This window comes from Lysobacter enzymogenes, from assembly GCF_900106525.1.
In the GTDB taxonomy this organism is placed as follows: domain Bacteria; phylum Pseudomonadota; class Gammaproteobacteria; order Xanthomonadales; family Xanthomonadaceae; genus Lysobacter; species Lysobacter enzymogenes.
Genome location: NZ_FNOG01000006.1, coordinates 336,956 through 354,234, shown reverse-complemented (window position 1 = coordinate 354,234; position 17,279 = coordinate 336,956). Strand labels below are relative to the sequence as shown.

The 17,279-nt window shown below is 69.7% G+C and carries 19 protein-coding genes; 8 read left to right on the top strand and 11 right to left on the bottom strand.

Features of this window, described 5'->3' with window-relative positions; translation table 11 throughout:
* Positions 1 to 16: 16 nt before the first annotated feature.
* On the bottom strand, positions 17 to 820 hold the full coding sequence (locus tag BLU84_RS16995; RefSeq protein WP_139175063.1) for a right-handed parallel beta-helix repeat-containing protein: 804 nt from the start codon (positions 818 to 820) through the stop codon (positions 17 to 19).
* A gap of 228 nt (positions 821 to 1,048) precedes the next feature.
* Entirely contained in the window at positions 1,049 to 1,597 is a 549-nt protein-coding gene (locus BLU84_RS16990) for a TetR/AcrR family transcriptional regulator (protein WP_074869986.1), read from the bottom strand.
* A 137-nt stretch (positions 1,598 to 1,734) separates the two neighbouring features.
* On the opposite strand from BLU84_RS16990, the gene BLU84_RS16985 reads away from it, so the two are divergent.
* Both BLU84_RS16985 and BLU84_RS16980 read left to right on the top strand, forming a co-directional pair.
* Entirely contained in the window at positions 1,735 to 2,514 is a 780-nt protein-coding gene (locus BLU84_RS16985) for an SDR family NAD(P)-dependent oxidoreductase (RefSeq protein ID WP_074869983.1), read from the top strand.
* Positions 2,515 to 2,746: 232 nt separating this feature from the next.
* A complete protein-coding gene (locus tag BLU84_RS16980) occupies positions 2,747 to 3,607 on the top strand; it encodes an alpha/beta fold hydrolase (RefSeq protein WP_074869980.1) in 861 nt (286 codons plus the stop codon).
* A 336-nt stretch (positions 3,608 to 3,943) separates the two neighbouring features.
* Here the strand turns inward: BLU84_RS16980 and BLU84_RS16975 are convergent, their stop codons facing one another.
* From BLU84_RS16975 to BLU84_RS16950, 6 genes are all read right to left on the bottom strand, one after another.
* On the bottom strand, positions 3,944 to 4,687 hold the full coding sequence (locus BLU84_RS16975) for a DUF2058 domain-containing protein (protein WP_074869977.1): 744 nt from the start codon (positions 4,685 to 4,687) through the stop codon (positions 3,944 to 3,946).
* Positions 4,688 to 4,697: 10 nt separating this feature from the next.
* Entirely contained in the window at positions 4,698 to 4,973 is a 276-nt protein-coding gene (locus BLU84_RS16970) for a SlyX family protein (protein ID WP_074869973.1), read from the bottom strand.
* 10 nt (positions 4,974 to 4,983) lie between these two features.
* Positions 4,984 to 6,327, bottom strand: a complete 1,344-nt coding sequence (locus BLU84_RS16965) for a UDP-glucose dehydrogenase family protein (protein WP_074869969.1) — start codon at positions 6,325 to 6,327, stop codon at positions 4,984 to 4,986.
* A 301-nt stretch (positions 6,328 to 6,628) separates the two neighbouring features.
* The gene (locus BLU84_RS16960; protein ID WP_170849187.1) at positions 6,629 to 7,453 is read right to left on the bottom strand and encodes an FKBP-type peptidyl-prolyl cis-trans isomerase; all 825 of its coding nucleotides are present in this window, start codon (positions 7,451 to 7,453) and stop codon (positions 6,629 to 6,631) included.
* A 126-nt stretch (positions 7,454 to 7,579) separates the two neighbouring features.
* Positions 7,580 to 8,524, bottom strand: a complete 945-nt coding sequence (locus BLU84_RS16955) for an FKBP-type peptidyl-prolyl cis-trans isomerase (protein WP_074869962.1) — start codon at positions 8,522 to 8,524, stop codon at positions 7,580 to 7,582.
* A gap of 241 nt (positions 8,525 to 8,765) precedes the next feature.
* Positions 8,766 to 9,365 carry a glutathione peroxidase gene (locus BLU84_RS16950; protein WP_074869959.1) on the bottom strand — a complete coding sequence of 200 codons (600 nt, stop codon included), beginning with the start codon at positions 9,363 to 9,365 and terminating at the stop codon, positions 8,766 to 8,768.
* A gap of 179 nt (positions 9,366 to 9,544) precedes the next feature.
* Between BLU84_RS16950 and BLU84_RS16945 the strand changes: the two genes are divergently transcribed.
* The 6 genes from BLU84_RS16945 (at position 9,545) to BLU84_RS16920 (ending at position 13,847) form a co-directional block, all read left to right on the top strand.
* Positions 9,545 to 10,063, top strand: coding sequence for a hypothetical protein (locus BLU84_RS16945; RefSeq protein ID WP_074869956.1), 519 nt, complete (start codon positions 9,545 to 9,547; stop codon positions 10,061 to 10,063).
* Positions 10,064 to 10,066: 3 nt separating this feature from the next.
* Positions 10,067 to 10,456 carry a GntR family transcriptional regulator gene (locus tag BLU84_RS16940; protein WP_074869953.1) on the top strand — a complete coding sequence of 130 codons (390 nt, stop codon included), beginning with the start codon at positions 10,067 to 10,069 and terminating at the stop codon, positions 10,454 to 10,456.
* Complete coding sequence (locus BLU84_RS16935) at positions 10,453 to 11,337, top strand: ABC transporter ATP-binding protein (RefSeq protein ID WP_074869950.1); 885 nt, start codon at positions 10,453 to 10,455, stop codon at positions 11,335 to 11,337. The genes BLU84_RS16940 and BLU84_RS16935 overlap by 4 nt, the downstream gene beginning before the upstream one ends.
* 80 nt (positions 11,338 to 11,417) lie before the next feature.
* On the top strand, positions 11,418 to 12,359 hold the full coding sequence (locus tag BLU84_RS16930) for an ABC transporter permease (protein WP_074870322.1): 942 nt from the start codon (positions 11,418 to 11,420) through the stop codon (positions 12,357 to 12,359).
* Between the two features lie 102 nt (positions 12,360 to 12,461).
* Positions 12,462 to 13,223, top strand: coding sequence for a DUF4097 family beta strand repeat-containing protein (locus BLU84_RS16925; protein ID WP_074869947.1), 762 nt, complete (start codon positions 12,462 to 12,464; stop codon positions 13,221 to 13,223).
* A gap of 105 nt (positions 13,224 to 13,328) precedes the next feature.
* Positions 13,329 to 13,847 carry a YggN family protein gene (locus BLU84_RS16920; RefSeq protein ID WP_139175062.1) on the top strand — a complete coding sequence of 173 codons (519 nt, stop codon included), beginning with the start codon at positions 13,329 to 13,331 and terminating at the stop codon, positions 13,845 to 13,847.
* A gap of 398 nt (positions 13,848 to 14,245) precedes the next feature.
* Here BLU84_RS16920 and yiaA read toward each other — a convergent pair whose 3' ends face one another.
* The 3 genes from yiaA to BLU84_RS16905 all read right to left on the bottom strand — a co-directional run bounded on the left by yiaA (position 14,246) and on the right by BLU84_RS16905 (position 17,250).
* Positions 14,246 to 14,659 (bottom strand): inner membrane protein YiaA, encoded by a 414-nt coding sequence (gene yiaA, locus BLU84_RS16915; protein WP_074869942.1) that lies wholly within the window; start codon positions 14,657 to 14,659, stop codon positions 14,246 to 14,248.
* Between the two features lie 346 nt (positions 14,660 to 15,005).
* Entirely contained in the window at positions 15,006 to 15,191 is a 186-nt protein-coding gene (locus tag BLU84_RS16910) for a hypothetical protein (protein ID WP_074869939.1), read from the bottom strand.
* A 589-nt stretch (positions 15,192 to 15,780) separates the two neighbouring features.
* A complete protein-coding gene (locus tag BLU84_RS16905; protein WP_083382741.1) occupies positions 15,781 to 17,250 on the bottom strand; it encodes a class II fumarate hydratase in 1,470 nt (489 codons plus the stop codon).
* Positions 17,251 to 17,279 lie beyond the last annotated feature (29 nt).

Genomic DNA, 17,279 nt, shown 5'->3' with positions numbered 1-17,279 from the left:
GTGCGACCGCCGCGGGTCAATCGTTGTTGATCTGCGCGACGTTGTAGCGCCGCACCGAGCACTGCTCGAAGCCCGCTTCGACGGTGTTGATGAACACGTTCTCGATGCAGGTGGCGTCGACCGCGCCGACCAGGCCGCGGGCGTTGACGCCGCGACGCAGCATCGCGGTGTTGTGGACCAGGCGCGTACGCGGCGATTGCTCCATCCGAACCGCCGCCGAGCCGCCTTCGTTGAGGTCGAGCAGCTGATTGCCGGTGAGCTGCGCGTCCGCCGCGCGGTCGAGCAAGATCGCGCTCCCGCCGCGGAATCCGGCGATCAGGTTGTTGGTCAGCACCGGCTTGGCCGCATGCTGGACGGCGATCGCCGAGTCGGCGCCGTGGCCTTGGCCTTGGCCGTAGTAGAAGATCCGGTTGCCGATCAGCTGCGCGTTCTCGTCCTCGGGCCGGTCGCTGCCTTGCACGGCGATCCCCACGCCGCCGTCGACGACGGTGTTGTTGAGCACTTGCGCGTTGCCGCGTTCGCTCACCAGGATGCCGTAGCTCCAGCCTTGCAGGCGGCAGTTGCGCACGATGGCCTTGTCGCCGCGGCGCAGGTGCACGCCGATGCCGTCGTTGCCGTTGCCGGGCGTCCAGGTCAGGGTGCGGCCGCGGCAATCGAGTTCGACGTCGTCGGCGAGGATCGCGATGGGCTCGTCGCGGTCGGCGCTCAGACAGTACTTGCCGGGTTGGTCGATGAATCGCTGCTGGGGATCCAGCACGGTGTCGCAGGCCAGCGCCGAGCCGGCGCCGATCAGGCCGGCCAAGGCCAAGCCCGTACGCATGAAAATACGCATGAAATCCCTCTCTGGTGGTTGCGTCCATGGGTGATGCGCAGCGCCGCCGCACAAGCCGGCGCCGGCACGGCGAGTATGCGCAGACGGTGACTACGGCGCCATCGCTGGTGTGGCGGAGCGCGTTTTTTTCTGTATCGACGCATCGGTCGCAACGCATGCGACGCCGTGTCCGGCGAAATCGGCGTGGATCGAAATCCGGACGGCTGCGCGCCGGCTTTACTGCGCGTCGCGTTCGCCGATCCAGCTTCGCGCTTGCTCGAGAATCTCCTCCGACAACGCCGCATCATCGCTGAGCCGCGCCAGCGTCAACGCGCCGACCATCGCCGACCAACGCCCGATCGCCTCGCGCCGGCGCGCCGCCGCGTCGGCGCCGGGCGCGGTCTCGCTCATGCGCTGCAGTTGCTCGCGCAGGCCCGCGGTCATCGCCGCGCGCGCTTGCGACGACTGCCGCAACGTCTCCGCGCCCAGGCCGGCGACCGGGCAACCGCCGGCCGCGTCCGCGCAGTGCTGCGACGACAAATAGCCGGCCAGGAAGGCCTCGGGTTCGGCCGCGACCTCGCTGCCGGCGAGCACGTGCGCCAGGGTCTGGGCGATGAGTTCGTCCTTGGACTGGAAATGGCCGTAGAAAGCGCCGTGGGTGAGCCCGGCGGCCTTCATCACCTGGGCCACGCTGACCGCGTCGAAGCCGCGTTCGCGGAACAGCCGTCCGGCCTGGTCGAGGATGCGGCGGCGGTTTTCGCCGACCTGCTCGCGGCTGACTTTCATCGGGGTGGTCTCCTGGGGTCGCTTGACAGCTTACATGACGGCCATCATGATAAACCAATCATGACAATCATCATGAATAAACCCGGGCCGGCGATTGCCGGTTCGCCCCAGCCGAATTCCCATCCGAGCCCTCCCCCATGTCCACGCTCCCCACTGTCGTGATCACCGGCGCCTCCACCGGCATCGGCGCCGTCTATGCCGACCGTTTCGCCCGCCGCGGGCACGACCTGATCCTGGTCGCGCGCGACCTCGCCCGCCTGCAAGCGCTGGCCGAACGCCTGCGCGCCGACTACGGCGTCGCCGCCGAGCCGCTGCAGGCCGACCTCGCCGACACGGCGCAACTGGCCGGCCTGGAACGCCTGCTGCGCGACGACGCCCGCATCGGCGTGCTGGTCAACAACGCCGGCGCCACCCTGCCCGGCGGCTTCCTCGAACAAACCCCGGAACAGACCGCGCAGTTGATCGCGCTCAACGTCACCGCGCCCACCCGCCTGGCCGCGGCGATCGCCCCGCGCCTGGCCGCGGCCGGCAGCGGCGCCATCGTCAACCTGGCCTCGGTGGTCGGGCTGGCGCCGGAATTCGGCATGAGCGTCTACGGCGCGACCAAGGCCTTCGTGCAGTACCTCAGCCAGTCGCTGCAGGGAGAGATCGGCGGCAAGGGCGTGTACGTGCAGGCGGTGCTGCCGGCGGCGACGCGCACCGAAATCTGGGAGCGCTCGGGACGCGATGTCGCGCAGATCCCTGGGGTGATGGAAGTCGACGCCCTGGTCGACGCCGCCCTGACCGGCTTCGATCGCCGCGAGGCGGTGACGATCCCGCCGCTGCACGACGAAAGCCTGTGGCAGGCGGCCGACGCGGCGCGCAAGGCGATGCTGCCGCACTACAGCCAGTCGCAGCCGGCACCGCGTTACCTCTGATCGCCGTGGGTTTCCCCTTGTAGGAGCGGCGCGAGCCGCGACCGCGTCAATCGGCGTGCGGCGCAAACGGCCGCGCAGCGCCGAGCAGCGCTGAAGCCTGCGCCGCCGATGCGCATTCGCGGTCGCGACTTGCGTCGCTGCTACAGAGGCTTACGGCCGGATCCGATGGCTATCGCCCGACTGTACGCAATGGTATGTTTCGGCCACCGCCGCCCCGCGTGCCCGCGCCGCCATGCAAGACCTGCTGCTGTTCTCCCACGCCAACGGCTTCCCCGCCCCGGTCTATCGGCTGATGCTGGAGGCGCTGTCGGCGCGTTACCGGATCGTGCGGCCCGAGCGCATCGGCCACGACCCGCGCTATCCGGTGACCCTGGACTGGCCGCACCTGATCGAGGAACTGGTCCAGCGCACCCAGGCCGCGGCCGGCGACGCGCGGCGGATCTTCCTGGTCGGCCATTCCCTCGGCGGCTACCTCAGCCTGCTGGCCTCGCACCGGCTGGCCGGCACCGCGCTGGCCGCGCGCGTGGCCGGGGTGGTCATGCTGGATTCGCCGCTGATCGCCGGCTGGCGCGCGCGGCTGGTGCAGTTGGGCCGCCGCACCGGCCTGGACAACCTGGTCATGCCGACCCGCGCGACCCTGCAACGCCGCCGCCACTGGCCCGACCGCGACGCGGTGCGCGCGCACTTCCTGGCCAAGCCCGCGTTCGCGCGCTGGGACGCGCGCGTGCTCGAGGACTATGTCGAACACGGCACCCGCGCCGGCGCCGACGGCGCGCGCGAGCTCTCGTTCGAACGCGAGATCGAATACCGCATCTACCGCAGCCTGCCGACCACGTCGCTCAGCGGCCTGACCGCGCAGTTGCGCACTCCGGTCGGCTTTCTCGCCGGCACCCGCTCGCGCGAACTGCGCAACGCCGGCGACGCGGCGACGCGGCGACTGGTCGGTGATCGTTGGGCCTGGGTCGAAGGCAGCCATTTGTTCCCGATGGAACGGCCGCTGGACACCGCCCAGGCGATCGAGGCGATGCTCGAACGCCTCGCGCCGGCCGCGGCCGAAACCCTCGCCGAACCGCTGCGCCCGACCGGCACCTGAGCCTTCGCGCCGCTTCGATAGCGCCCTGTAGGAGCTGCGCGAGCTGCGACCGTGCCAACGCAACTACGACGACAGCTACGCCGTAGCTGAGGATTCGCGGTCGCAGCTTGCGCAGCTCCTACAGGGCGCTATCGCAGCTACGAAGCGGCGGCCGCAAATGCAACTGCGACGACACGTCGTAGCTGAGGATTCGCGGTCGCAGCTTGCGCAGCTCCTACAGGGCGCTATCGCAGCGACGAAGCGGCGGCCGCAAACGACGAAGGCCGCGATTCGCATCACGGCCTTCGTGGGTGGAAGCGTCGGGCGGGCGGCGTCTGCGCCCTGCCCGCGCAGCCGTCACCAGACCAGGTCGTCGGGCACCTGGTACATCGGGTCGGCATAGGGATCGTCCTGCGCCGGCGCGTTCGGGTCGACCTTCAGCGCCACCGCCGGGGCGAAGATCTCTTCGGCCTGGGCCAGCATCGCCGCGCTCACCAACAGGTAGCGGCCTTCCTGCTGCAGTACGCCGAGCTCGCCGGCGTTGAGCTGCTTGAGCTGCTCGGCGGTCACGTAGACGCGCTTGATCTTGCCGCCGTACGGGAAATGCCGGGCGATGTCGGCGTCGGCGACGTTGAGCGCCTGGTCCTTGAGCAGTTCGGCCAGCTTCGCCCGCGCTTCGCGGCGCAGGCGCGCTTCTTCCTGCTTGGCTTTTTCCGCGGCGATGCGTTCGTCCTTCTCGCGCTGGGCGCGGATGGCGTAGGCCTTGGCCAGATCGATGTCCTCGCGCGTGGGCGCACGTCCGCCCGCGCCGGGACGGCCGCGGCCGCGCTCGCCGGGCTTGCCGCCGCCGGGGCGGCCCTGGCCGGGACGGGCGCCGGGCGCGCCGGGCTTGGCGCCGGCGCCGGGCTTGCCCGCGCCGGGGCGCGCGTCGCCGCGCGCCGGGCCGTCGGCGCGCGCGTGCGGCCTGCCTTCGGGCTTGCCGTCGGACCTGCCGCCGGGCTTGCCGCCGCGGCGGTCCTCGCCCTTGCGTTCGGGGCGTTCGGGCTTGGGCGCGGGCTTGAAGCCCAGGCCCAGCAATTGGTCGCGCAAGCTATCGCTCATTGCAGATTCGTCAGTAGTGCGGGGGCGGCGGTTCGTTGCCGGCGTCGCCGGTCAGGGGGCTCGCGGCCATGGCCGCGCGCAGGTGTTTGATCTCGTCCAGCGCGCGCAGCAACAGCAGCGCGTTGCGCGATTCCTCGCTGCGCGCCGCGGCCAACGCGTCGCTCAGTTCGGTCAGCGCGTGCTCCTGGAACGCCACACGGGTTTCCAGATCGACCAGGCGCTGTTCGACGGCGGATCGCTCAGCCGAGGATTGTTCGAGATCGTTTTGTCCGAGATCGGAACTCACAGGCGTCGGCTCAGGCATCGATGTGAATCGAACGGCCGCGGCCGATGCCGTAATAGGCCAGATCGGCGGCCTCGACCTCGTCGGGATGGTACAGGTTGCGTCCGTCGAAGATCACCGCATCGGCCAGGGCCTGGCGCACGCGGACGAAATCGGGGCTGCGGAACTGCTTCCACTCGGTCACCACCACCAGCGCGTCGGCGTCGGCCAGCGCGGCGCGCGCCGAGTCGCACAGCACCAAGTCGTCGCGCTCGCCGAAGATGCGCTGCGCTTCCTCGCTGGCTTCCGGGTCGTAGGCGCGGACCTTGGCGCCGGCCTCCCACAGCTGCGCCAGCAGGCGCCGGCTGGAGGCTTCGCGCATGTCGTCGGTGTTGGGCTTGAACGCCAAGCCCCACACCGCGAAGGTCTTGCCGCGAACATCAAAGCCGTAGTGACGCTGGATCAGCTCGAACAGATGGCCCTTCTGGCTGTCGTTGACCGACTCCACCGCGTCGAGCAGGCGCGCCTCGTAGCCGTTCTGCTGGGCGGTGCGCGCCAGCGCCTGCACGTCCTTGGGAAAGCACGAGCCGCCGTAGCCGGCGCCGGGATAGATGAAGTGCCAGCCGATGCGCGGGTCCGAGCCGATGCCCTGGCGGACCATCTCGATGTCGGCGCCGACTTTCTCGGCGATGTTGGCGATCTCGTTCATGAAACTGATCTTGGTCGCCAGCATCGCGTTGGCGGCGTACTTGGTCAGCTCGGCCGAGCGCACGTCCATGACCACGATGCGCTCGTGGTTGCGGTTGAACGGCGCGTATAGGCGCTTGAGCTTTTCCACCGCGAGCGGATTGGCCGCGCCGATGACGATGCGGTCCGGGCGCATGCAGTCGTTGACCGCATCGCCTTCTTTGAGAAATTCGGGATTGGAGGCGATGTCGAACGCCACTTGCGCGCCGCGCGCGGCCAGTTCGGCGGCGATCGTCGCCTGGACCTTGTCGGCGGTGCCGACCGGCACGGTCGACTTGTTGACCACCACCACCGGGCGCTCGATGTGGCGGCCGATGGTCTGCGCCACCGCCAGCACGTACTTGAGGTCGGCGCTGCCGTCTTCATCGGGCGGGGTGCCGACCGCGATGAAGATCAGGTCGCCGTGGGCGATCGCGCCGGCGGCGTCGGTGGTGAAGTGCAGACGGCCGGAGGCGTGATTGGCCTTGACCATCGACTCCAGGCCCGGCTCGTAGATCGGGATCACGCCGCGGTTGAGGCCCTCGACCTTGGCCTGGTCGATATCGACGCAGACCACGTCGTGACCGACATCGGCCAGGCAGGTGCCGGTGACCAGGCCCACGTAGCCGGTGCCGAAGATGGTGACGCGCATTTCGTTGTTCCTTGCGGTGGTGCGGGGTCGGTGTCGCGACATCGATGCGGCGAAAGCGGTGTTGCGGAACTCGCGGTGCGGCCCGGGCGATCGGTTTCCAGCGGCCCTCGCCGAAAACCGAAGCGCTCGGAGCATCCGAACCTTCGGCCGCGCTCTTGGAAAAGCAACGCCGGCCGTCAGGGTATGGGGACACGGGCCGCGCCGCAAAAGCGCCGCGGCCCGCGTGCGCGCCCCCGCCCTCGCGGACGGGAGCGGCGCGACGCCGGCGCAGGGTCGCGCGCCGGCGCCGCCGGGTCGCGGATCAATGCTTCGGCGTGGTGCCCATCGCGGCCGATTCCGGACCGTCGGCCTTGACGATGTCGAGCAGCTCGACGTCGAACACCAAGGTCGCGTTCGGGCCGATCGGGCCGCCCGGGGTGCCCTGCTCGCCGTAGCCGAGCTTGGCCGGGATCCACAGCTTGAACTTGCTGCCCACCGGCATCAGCGCGATGCCTTCCTGCCAGCCCGGCACCACCGCGCCGAGCGGGAACACCGCCGGCTCGTTGCGCGCGTAGGAGCTGTCGAATTCCTTGCCGTCCAGCAGCGTGCCCTTGTAGTGCACGCGCACGGTGTCGGAGGCCTTGGGCTTGGCGCCCTTGCCTTCGGTCACGATCTGGTACTGCAGGCCCGAAGCGGTGGTCACCACGCCGGCCTTCTTGCCGTTGGCGGCGAGGAACTTCTCGCCGTCTTCCTGGTTCTTCTTGGCCATCGCCACCATCTTCTCGACCTGCTTGGTACGCACGGTCTCCTGCAGGCGCTGGCGGATCTGCATCGCTTCCTCGTCGGTCAGCGCGGTCTTCTCGCCCTTCATGCTGGCCTGCATGGCCTTTTGCAGCACGGCCAGGTCGATATCGTCCTTGAGCAGTTCCAGCGAACGGCCCATGTCCATGCCGATCAGGTAGCTGTTCTGCTCCTTCTCGGTCTTCATGCCGCCCAGGACCTTGACGTCCTTCTTGGCTTCGCCCGCCTTGTCGCCGCTCTTGCTCTCGGCGGCGGCCTTGTCGCCGGCCGGCTTGCCGGCCTGGTCGCAGCCCGCGGCGAACAGCGCCATCGAGCCCACGGCGATCGCCAAGGCGGTGTTACGCATGAAAGGCTTCATCAAACTGCACTCCTGAAAAGACTGGATGACCGGAAGGTGGGTGACCGGGCGGACAAACTGCCCGGCGCCGGCTGAACGTTGCTTCACGCGCCGCGCGGGCGGCGCGCAGGGGGATTACAGGATGTCGAGCAGCTCGACTTCAAACGTCAGCACCGCGTTCGGGCCGATGCTCGGCGGCGCGCCGTTCGGGCCGTAGGCCAGCTCGGACGGGATCCAGAACTTGAACTTGCTGCCCACCGGCATCATCGCCAGGCCTTCCTGCCAGCCCTGGATCACGCCGTTGACCGGGAATTCGGCCGGCTGGCCGCGATCGTAGGAGCTGTCGAAGGTCTTGCCGCTCAGCAGGGTGCCCTTGTAGTTGACGCTGACCTTGTCGGTCGGCTTGGGTCGCTCGCCCGAACCCTGGCGCAGGATCATGTACTGCAGGCCCGAGCCGGTCGCGAACACGCCCTTGACCTTCTTGTTCTCCTCCAGGAACGCCTTGCCTTCCTTGAGGTTCTTCTCGCCGGCCGCGGCCGCCTCGGCCTTGGCCTTGGACTGCATGCGCTCGGTGAAGTTGGTCAGCACCGTGCGCGCGTCGCCTTCGTTGAGCAGGGTCTGGCCGCCGCCGAGCGAGGTGCGCACGGCCTGCACCAGCACCGGCAGCTCGATTTCGGATTTGATCTGCTGCAGCGCCGGGCCGACCATGAACGAGCCGATCATCAGACCGACCTTGCTCTTGTCGACCGCCGGCGGCGGCGTGCCCGGCGGGGTGCCCTGCGCCGGCTTGCCTTCGCGCGAGGCGATGCGCGCGCGCAGCGCGGCGTCGACCGTGCGGGCTTCGTCCTGGGTGATCAGCGGCTTGCCACCGTCGAACACGTTCTTGACCGCTTTTTCGAACGCCGCGGCGTCCAGGTCCGAGCCGACCGGCTTGAGCGAGGAGGCCACGTCCATGCCGATGGCGTAGCTGATTTTTTCGCGTTCGTTGGCGAGCACGGATTTGTCCTGGGCAGAGGCGGCGCCTGCGAACAGCGCCGCGGTGGTCATCAACACGGCCGCGCCGCGCACGAAAGGCTTCATTAGGGTCCCGCTCCTGGTTGCCGAATTCTGGTGTGGCTGCTGGTAGTGACTGGAGGTGTGGAGCTTATGGCCGCGCCGTCGCGCGGCGCGAGCCCGCCATTGTCGCGGGCGCGGCCTTGGGCGGCAACGCTCCAGTGTGACGGCCGACCGGGGTTTTAGTTCCGCCGCGGCGGGAGCGGCCCGCCGCGGAAACCTGACCGGGCGCGCAGATCGCGTCGCCGCGGCGTCGGCCGGCGCGCGCTCAGCGCGCGGCCACCGGCTTGGGCGCCGGCGCGGCCAGGGCGCGCTCGATCGCCGCCACCACCGCCGGATCGTCCGGCGTGGTCTTGCTGCCGTAGCTGGCGATCAGCTTGCCGTCGCGGCCGATCAGGTACTTGTGGAAGTTCCACTTCGGCGCCTCGCCGGCGGCCTTGGCCAGGTCCTTGTACAGCGGCGTGGCCTGCTCGCCGACCACGTGCACCTTCTCGAACATCGGGAACTTGACCCCGTAGGTGAGCGTGCAGAACTCCTGGATCTGCTTCTCGTCCTCGAACTCCTGGGCCTTGAAGTCGCCCGAGGGGAAGCCGAGCACGGCGAAGCCGCGCGCCTTGTACTTGGCGTGCAGGCCTTCGAGCGCCTCGAACTGCGGGGTGAAGCCGCACTTGCTGGCGGTGTTGACCACCAGCACGACATCGCCGGCGTAGGTCTTGGCCAGGTCCACCGGCTGCTTGCCGGCGAGCGGGCGGAAGCTGCGGTCGAGCAGGCCGCCGGCCGCGGCGGCGGCGCCGACGGCGAGGGTCAGGCCGAGCGCCAGCGCGGCGCGGGCGGCACGGCGGGGTTGCGGGGAAGCGGTCGCGGGCATGGGGGCGCCTTCTGGATGAGGGGAAAGGCCCGGGCGGCGCGCCGAAACGGGGTTTCGGCCGGCCGCGGCGCGGGATCGGGGCCAAGTATGACTTCAGTTGGGTCCGCGGCGATTGACTCGGCGTGTTTAGGTGTTATAGTTGCATACAACACCGGCCCACTAGAGAGCAGGACCCAGCCATGAACCGCAAGCTGCACAACTCCATTTCGGCCCTGATGGCCGCTGGCGGCGCCCTGGTCCTGGGCCTGGTGGTGGCGCTGCCGCTGCCCGCTCCGGACAGCCCGCCGGCGCCGGCGCTGACCCAGTTCGCCGCCGACGCGCCGGCGACCCGCCCGATCGAGGTCGACCTCGGCGCGGTCAAGGCGCGGATCAGCTTCGACCGCGACTTCCTCGAACGCGCCCGCAGCCGCTCCGGCGATGTCGCCGGCGCCGTGCGCAAGATCGAGCAGCGCGCCCAGCAACTGGAAAACACCGAACGCGCCGCCGAGCTGACCACGATCGCCGGCGCCCTGGCCGGCGACGTCGCCGACCTGGCCGCGCTGGCCAACGCGGTCGCGCCGGCCTCCTTCTCCCCTTCCTCCAACGCCGCCGCGGAGTCGGCCGGCGCCGCCGAAACCAAGCGCAAGGCCGGACGCGCCGCGCGCCGCAGCCGCAGCAATCTCGTTATGCCCTATTTCTCCTTCCTGTCGCGGGGCTGAGCCATGACCGCAATCCAATGGAGCGACGGCGCTCCGATCTACCGCCAACTCAAAGAGCGCGTCGTGGCGATGATGCTCGACGGCGTGCTCAAGCCGGGCGACGCCCTGCCTTCGGTGCGTCAGGTGGCGGCCGAATACCAACTCAATCCCATCACCGTCTCGCGCGCCTACCAAGAGTTGGCCGACGAGGCACTGGTCGAAAAACGCCGAGGCCTGGGCATGTACGTGACCGAAGAAGCCGCCAAGAAACTGCTCCTCAACGAACGCGACCGGTTCCTGCGCGAGGAATGGCCGCTGGTGCTCGAACGCATCGCCCGGCTCGGCCTGCGCGCGGAAGAACTGCTCGGCGGCGATGCCGCCGGCGAAGGCACCCACAAGGCGGACGCCCCATGACCAACGCCACCCACATCGATCCCGGCCAGGTGGTCCGCGCCCGCGGCCTGCGCAAGATCTACCGCAACAAGGCCGCGCTGGACGGCGCCGACTTCGACATTCCCGCCGGCCGCATCGTCGGCCTGATCGGCCCCAACGGCGCCGGCAAGACCACCGCGCTCAAGGCCGTGCTCGGCCTGACCCAGTTCGACGGCGAACTGTCGGTGCTGGGCCTGGACCCGCGCAGCCAGCGCGACGCGCTGATGCGCGAGGTGTGCTTCATCGCCGACGTGGCGGTGCTGCCGCGCTGGCTGCGGGTGCGCGAGGCGATCGAGTTCGTCGCCGGCGTGCATCCGCGCTTCGACCGGGCCAAGTGCGAGCGCTTCCTGCACGGCACCCAGCTCAAGCCGGACCTGCGCGTGCGCGAAATGTCCAAGGGCATGATCGTGCAGTTGCACCTGGCGCTGGTGATGGCCATCGACGCGCGCCTGCTGGTGCTCGACGAACCCACCCTGGGCCTGGACATCCTCTACCGCAAGCAGTTCTACCAGCGCCTGCTGGAAGACTACTTCGACGAGAACAAGACCATCGTGGTCACCACCCACCAGGTCGAAGAGATCGAGCACATCCTCACCGACGTGATGTTCATCCGCGACGGCAAGATCGTGCTGGACTGCCCGATGGAGAACCTCGGCGAGCGCTTCGTCGAAGTGCTGGTCGACCGCGACAAGGCCGAACACGCGCGCACGCTCGGCCCGCTGGACGAACGCGCCCTGCCGTTCGGCAAGACCGTGATGCTGTTCGACGGCCTGGCCGCCGCCCAGCTCGACGGCCTGGGCGAAACCCGCACGCCGGGCCTGGCCGACCTGTTCGTCGCCACCATGAAGGGGACCTACGCATGAACGCCGCCACCGACGACTATTCCGCACCCGCCGCCGTCCCCCGCGCGGCCGCGACGATCCCCGCCACGCGGGTGTTCCTGATGCTGCTCAAGCGCGAGTTCTGGGAACACCGCGGCGGCTTCCTGTGGGGTCCGCTGATCGCCGGCGCGGTCGCGGTGATCTTCACCGTGCTCGGCGTGATCGGCGGCTCGGTGCTGTTCAACAAGTACGCCGTGCGCGACCACGACGGCATCAACCTGGAAATGACCGGCGACATGGCCCGCGCCGGCCAGATCGGCGACGCCGCGCTCGCCGGCGGCCTGGGCATCGTCTGCTTGGTGTTCGTGTTCGTGGTGTTCTTCTACGCGCTCGGCTCGCTTTACGACGAACGCAAGGACCGCAGCATCCTGTTCTGGAAATCGCTGCCGATATCCGACACCCAGGCGGTGCTGTCCAAGCTGGCGTGGGCGCTGCTGCTGGCGCCGCTGCTGGCCGCGGCGATCGGCCTGGCGGTAGGCCTGGTGATGTGGACGCTGGCGTGGCTGGCGGCGGTGCTCAACGGCTTCAGCGGCGCCGGCGCGATCTTCACCCAGGCCCATCCGTTCCGCCTGCTCGGCGAGTTGGCCCTGTCGGTGCCGGTGTACTCGCTGTGGGCGCTGCCGACCGTGGGCTGGCTGATGCTCTGCTCGGCCTGGGCGCGCGCCGTGCCGTTCGTCTGGGCGGTGGTGATCCCGCTGCTGGCCTGCGTGTTCGTCAGCTTCCTCGACGTGATGCCGGGCATCGAGATCCCGCACCGCGCGATCTGGTACACGGTGGCGCTGCGCGGCCTGCTCAGCGTGGTGCCGGGCACCTGGTTCCTGCACGACAGCTTCAGCGAGGACGCCCAGCAGGCGGCGATGAAGGGCACCGACGCGCTCAACCAGCTGGATTCGGCCTCGAGCCTGCAGGTGCTGGCCACCGCCGACCTGTGGATCGGCGCGGCGATCGGCGCGGCGATGATCTTCGCCGCGATCCACCTGCGCCGCTGGCGCGACGAAGGCTGAGGCGCGCGGCCGGCGCGGCGTGCGATCGGCGACCAACGCCTTGCAACCGTGCCGGCCCGGCCTGCATCACAGCTCTACCTCATCGTTGTTCAGGAGCTTCCCATGCGTCCCCTGCTCGCCCTGCTCTGCGCCGCGCTGCTGCCCGGCGCCGCCCTCGCCGCCGACCGCTGCGACAACGCCCAGCCGCGCAACCTCACCCTCGACCTCAAGGGCGTCAAAGTGGTGGTGTTCGAGATCGGTTCCGACGACCTGATCGTGGAAGGCGGCAACGGCGTCGCCGCGGTGACCGGCCGCGCCTGCGCCAACAACGCCGCCGACCTGTCCGGCCTGACCGTGAGCCAGCGCCGCGAAGGCGACAAGCTGGTGGTCGTGGCCGAGCACGCCAAGCGCCTGGGCCTGAACTTCAACGGCCAGTACCACATGCAACTGCGCGCCAGCGTGCCGCAGGATCTGCGCGTGCAGCTCAAGGTCGGCTCCGGCGACGCCTCGGTGCGCAACGTCGCCGCGCTCAGCGCCGACGTGAATTCCGGCGACATCGACATCGCCAACGTGCGCGGCCTCACCGTCGCCTCGGTCGGCTCGGGCGACGTGACCCTGCGCGACATCGGCGCGCTGCAGATCGTCGACCTGGGTTCGGGCGACCTGAAGGCGCGCGGCGTCGGCGGCGACGTCAAGATCGGCCGGGTCGGCTCGGGCGACGTCGAACTGCATCAGGTCGCAGGCTCGGTGACCGTGGACCGCGTCGGCTCGGGCGACCTCGACATCGACGGCGTGCGCGGCGACCTGCGCGTGGCGCGGGTCGGCAGCGGCGATGTGCGCCACCGCGGCGTGGCGGGCAAGGTCGACGTGCCCAAGAACGATTGATCGCCGGCGCAGGCGGGCCGCGCGCCGCCCGCCTGCGCCGCTTCCTTCCCTGCGCGCCGCTAAGAGACGCCGCTCATGACCACTCGCCGCTCTTCCATCGCCCTGGTGCTCGCCGCCGCGCTCGCCGCGGCCCTGGCCGGCGGCTGTTCGCGCAACGCAGACTCCGACACCCACGTCGTGGTGATCGACCACATGTCGATGGACGGCGACCGTTTGCTGGTGCGCGGCGGCGGCCAGCGCGCGCAGATTACCCCTGACGGCGCCATCGCCATCGACGGCAAGGCGCTGACGTTGAACCCGGCGCAGCAGGCCGCAGGCCGCGCGTTCTACGTAGAGGCGACCGGCATCCGCCGCGACGGCGCCGCCATCGGCCAGGCCGGCGCGGCGATGGCCGGGCAAGTGTTGAGCACAGTTGCGCAGGATCTGCGTTCGGGCCGCACCGACCAGACCGAGGCCAAGGTCGAGGCGCAGGCATCGAAACTGCGGGATCAGGCCATGCAGATTTGCCAGCGGGTGGGCGCCTTGCGCGTTGCGCAGGAAAAGCTGGTCGCGCAGGTGCCGCAGTTCCAGCCGTTCGCGAACAAGAACCTCACCACCGGCGATGAATGCCGGTCGCGCAGCTGACGGCGCCTCGGGGTTGCGGCCTGGGGCATTGCGCTGAAGTCTTTGGATCCCCGCGTTCGCGGGGATGACGACTTGGAGAGGCGCTGCGAAACCGCCTTGCCGCGAAACCCACCTACCGTCATGCCCGCGAACGCGGGCATCCAGAGCCTCACCGAGGCATGACCCTGAAGTCTCTGAATCCCCGCCTTCGCGGAGGATGACGACTTGAAGAGCCACGGTGAATCCGACTTACCGCGAAACCCACCCGCCGCGAACCCCCTACCTACCGTCATTCCCGCGAACGCGGGCTCTGTTTTAATTCGGCGAAGCCGAACATCCAGGGCTTCATCGAGGCATGACCCTGAAGTCTCCGGATCCCCGCATCTACGCGGACAACGACTGGCTTCCCCCAAGCGCCCTCAGTCGAATTCGCGCTCATCGCCCGCACTGTCGCGGGTGTTCTTCTGCACCGCGATCGCCGCGAACAGGCTCATCGCATAGGCCATCGCGTAGAACCCCTTTTCGCTGAAGGCGATCTGCGCGTTCCACAGGCCGATGAACATCAACGTCAACGCCGCCAGCACCGAGGTCCAGGCCAGGCCGTAGTAGAGGTTGGTCACCGGGATGCCCTCCATCCGGTCGCGCACCGACTTTTGCACCGACACCGCCGCGAACAGGCCGTAGAGCAGCAAGGTCAGGTAATAGCCTTTTTCGTTGAGCTGCAAGCCGGCGTTCCACAGCCCGACCAGGTAGGTCAGCGAGCCGAGCACGAGCGCGCCCCACGAAGCGCCCACGAACGCCGCCGAGGGCTTGCGGGAAATGGCACGGGTCATATCGCGTCCTTGAATGAGCGGCGGCCGGCGACCGCCGAGAGGTCCGCCGTCCGCGCGCGGCGGAGCGGCTTGCCGTGCGGGCCGGTCCAGCCCGCAAGGCCACTGTGGCCGCGGCGGCGGGCGCCGTCATCCGCGGCGCGGCAAGTATCGATAAGGAAGACGCGAGGTGCAGGAAACGGCTACGCGCCGGGGCGAGGCGGCGCGGGAACGCCGAAGGCTGCGCGGCCACCCGCCGCGCACCGGGCAAAACCAGCGATGAGGCGGCCGCCCGCCGTTGCGGCGGGGGCGCCGCGCGCCGCGAAGGCGCGCACGTCCCGGGCCGGACCCTCCGGCCCGGGCGCGGCGGTCAGCGCGCGGCCTGGACGCCGGCGACGGCGGCCTTGGCCGCATCGACCGCGGCCGGCGCGGCGCGCCCGCTCAGGTCGACGTGGATGTTGTCGCCGGGAATACCCGGGAAAAACGTCGGCTTGCAGGCGGCGCAGGCCAGCAGCGAAGCGATGGCGGCATACCGAAGGAAACGATTGGATTTCATGAGCGAGGCTCCATTAGTTATGGCTGGCCGGTCGGCCAGGGGCTGCGGGGAAACTCGCGCGCGCGCTACCTCCTGTATCGCACGCACGACAGTTACTTCATACCCGCCACGGCCGATCCGTAATGACCGCACGGTTACCGCTCAATAACCATGCGCCCGCCACGGACCGCGGCGGACATCGCGGCGGCCGAAACCGCCGATTTTCCCGCGTCGACGCCGGAAAACGGCGCCGATGCGGGCGTTGCGGACGCGGAACGCCGGCACGCAGGCCGCGCCCTCGCACGGCCCCCGCTTCGACCGGAACCGGCCGGAAAATCCGGCCGCGCCCGATCGCGGCATCCCCGTCCGCGGCGGGCGGATATTATCCGCGCTGGCGCGCCGATAATCCCCCCGTCCGTCGAGCATATCCAGGCGCACGCGCCGGAAAACCCCACGCCGGTCGCGAAACAAAATCATCGGACATTCTAGCCGCGGCGCCCCCGGCCGCGGCCGCACACGACGGCGCGGGCGATTGTGCATCAAATCCCGCGCCGTGCGAATGCGCCGCCGGCCGCCTCGACCGGCGGCCGCCTTTGCCCCGGCCTCGATTTCAGCCGCCGCCCCCGCCGCCGCCGGCGTGAATGCCGCCGCGGGTCAGCGCGGCCGGGTCGAGCAGCTTGCGCAGTTGTTTCTCGCTCAGGCCGCTGTCCTCCAGGGCGATCTCCAGCACCGGCCGGCCTTCCTTGTAGGCGCGCTTGGCGATCGCGGCGGCTTTCTCGTAGCCGATGATCGGATTGAGCGCGGTGACCAGGATCGGGTTGCGGTCCAGCGCCTCGCGCACGTGCGCCTCGCGCACCTTGAGCCCGGCGATGGCGCTGTCGGCCAGCAGCGGCATGGCGCGCGCCAGCAGGCGGATCGAATCGAGCAGGTCGTAGGCGATCAGCGGCAGCATCACGTTGAGCTGGAAATTGCCGCTCTGCCCGGCCACGGTGATCGCGGTGTGGTGGCCGATGACCTGGGCGCAGACCATCGCCATCGCCTCGGGAATCACCGGATTGACCTTGCCCGGCATGATCGAGCTGCCAGGCTGCAGCGCCGGCAGTTCGATCTCGCCCAGGCCGGCCAGCGGGCCGGAATTCATCCAGCGCAGGTCGTTGGCGATCTTGGTCAGCGCCACCGCCAGCGCGCTGAGCTGGCCGGACAGCTCGACCGCGTCGTCCTGCGCGGCCAGGCCTTCGAACTTGTCGGCGGCCGATTCGAAACGCACTCCGCCGACCGCGCTGAGCGCCTTGGCCACGACCTTGCCGAAGCGCGGATCGGCGTTGATGCCGGTGCCGATCGCGGTGCCGCCGATCGGCAGGCGGCGCAGCCGCTTGAGCGCGTCTTCGATGCGCTCCTGGGCCGAATACAGCTGCGCGGCCCAGGCGCCGAACTCCTGGCCGAAGGTCAGCGGCATCGCGTCCATCAGATGGGTGCGGCCGGTCTTGACCGTCTTGTTCAATTCCTTGGCCCGGCGCTCGATGGTCTTGCGCAGGTGCTTGAGCGCCGGCAGCAGGGTTTCGTGCACCGCCAGCGCCGCCGACACCCGGATCGCGGTCGGAATGGTGTCGTTGGAGCTCTGGCCGAGGTTGACGTGGTCGTTGGGGTGGATCTTGTGCTTGCCCGCGCGCGTGGCCAGGGTCGCGATCACCTCGTTGGCGTTCATGTTGCTCGAGGTGCCCGAACCGGTCTGGTAGACGTCGATCGGGAACTGCGCATCGAAGCCGCCGTCGGCGACCTCGCGCGCGGCCTGGGCGATGGCCTGCGCCGCGCCCGGGTCGAGCAGGCCGAAACCGCCGTTGGCCTGGGCCGCGGCGGCCTTGATCAGGGCCAGGGCGCGGATGAATTCGCGCGGCATCGGCTGGCCGGAGATCGGGAAGTTCTGCACCGCGCGCTGGGTCTGCGCGCCCCACAGCGCTTCGGCCGGGACGTTGAGCTCGCCCATGCTGTCGTGTTCGACGCGGAAGCCCGTGGCTGCGCCGCCGGTCTTGGCCGATGCGGCGCGTTCGCCGCGGGCCGGGGTCTTGCGTTTGCTCGCCATTGCCAACTCCGTTGAGTCGTGGGGGAACG

Bases quoted from the DNA above. Each gene is read 5' to 3' on its own strand.
- yiaA (WP_074869942.1), bottom strand. From the start codon at position 14,659: ATGACCCGTGCCATTTCCCGCAAGCCCTCGGCGGCGTTCGTGGGCGCT.
- BLU84_RS16965 (WP_074869969.1), bottom strand. From the start codon at position 6,327: ATGCGCGTCACCATCTTCGGCACCGGCTACGTGGGCCTGGTCACCGGC.
- BLU84_RS16935 (WP_074869950.1), top strand. From the start codon at position 10,453: ATGACCAACGCCACCCACATCGATCCCGGCCAGGTGGTCCGCGCCCGC.
- BLU84_RS16975 (WP_074869977.1), bottom strand. From the start codon at position 4,687: ATGAGCGATAGCTTGCGCGACCAATTGCTGGGCCTGGGCTTCAAGCCC.
- BLU84_RS16940 (WP_074869953.1), top strand. From the start codon at position 10,067: ATGACCGCAATCCAATGGAGCGACGGCGCTCCGATCTACCGCCAACTC.
- BLU84_RS16950 (WP_074869959.1), bottom strand. From the start codon at position 9,365: ATGCCCGCGACCGCTTCCCCGCAACCCCGCCGTGCCGCCCGCGCCGCG.
- BLU84_RS16925 (WP_074869947.1), top strand. From the start codon at position 12,462: ATGCGTCCCCTGCTCGCCCTGCTCTGCGCCGCGCTGCTGCCCGGCGCC.
- BLU84_RS16980 (WP_074869980.1), top strand. From the start codon at position 2,747: ATGCAAGACCTGCTGCTGTTCTCCCACGCCAACGGCTTCCCCGCCCCG.
- BLU84_RS16945 (WP_074869956.1), top strand. From the start codon at position 9,545: ATGAACCGCAAGCTGCACAACTCCATTTCGGCCCTGATGGCCGCTGGC.
- BLU84_RS16990 (WP_074869986.1), bottom strand. From the start codon at position 1,597: ATGAAAGTCAGCCGCGAGCAGGTCGGCGAAAACCGCCGCCGCATCCTC.
- BLU84_RS16930 (WP_074870322.1), top strand. From the start codon at position 11,418: ATGCTGCTCAAGCGCGAGTTCTGGGAACACCGCGGCGGCTTCCTGTGG.
- BLU84_RS16905 (WP_083382741.1), bottom strand. From the start codon at position 17,250: ATGGCGAGCAAACGCAAGACCCCGGCCCGCGGCGAACGCGCCGCATCG.
- BLU84_RS16910 (WP_074869939.1), bottom strand. From the start codon at position 15,191: ATGAAATCCAATCGTTTCCTTCGGTATGCCGCCATCGCTTCGCTGCTG.
- BLU84_RS16955 (WP_074869962.1), bottom strand. From the start codon at position 8,524: ATGAAGCCTTTCGTGCGCGGCGCGGCCGTGTTGATGACCACCGCGGCG.
- BLU84_RS16985 (WP_074869983.1), top strand. From the start codon at position 1,735: ATGTCCACGCTCCCCACTGTCGTGATCACCGGCGCCTCCACCGGCATC.
- BLU84_RS16960 (WP_170849187.1), bottom strand. From the start codon at position 7,453: ATGCGTAACACCGCCTTGGCGATCGCCGTGGGCTCGATGGCGCTGTTC.
- BLU84_RS16995 (WP_139175063.1), bottom strand. From the start codon at position 820: ATGCGTACGGGCTTGGCCTTGGCCGGCCTGATCGGCGCCGGCTCGGCG.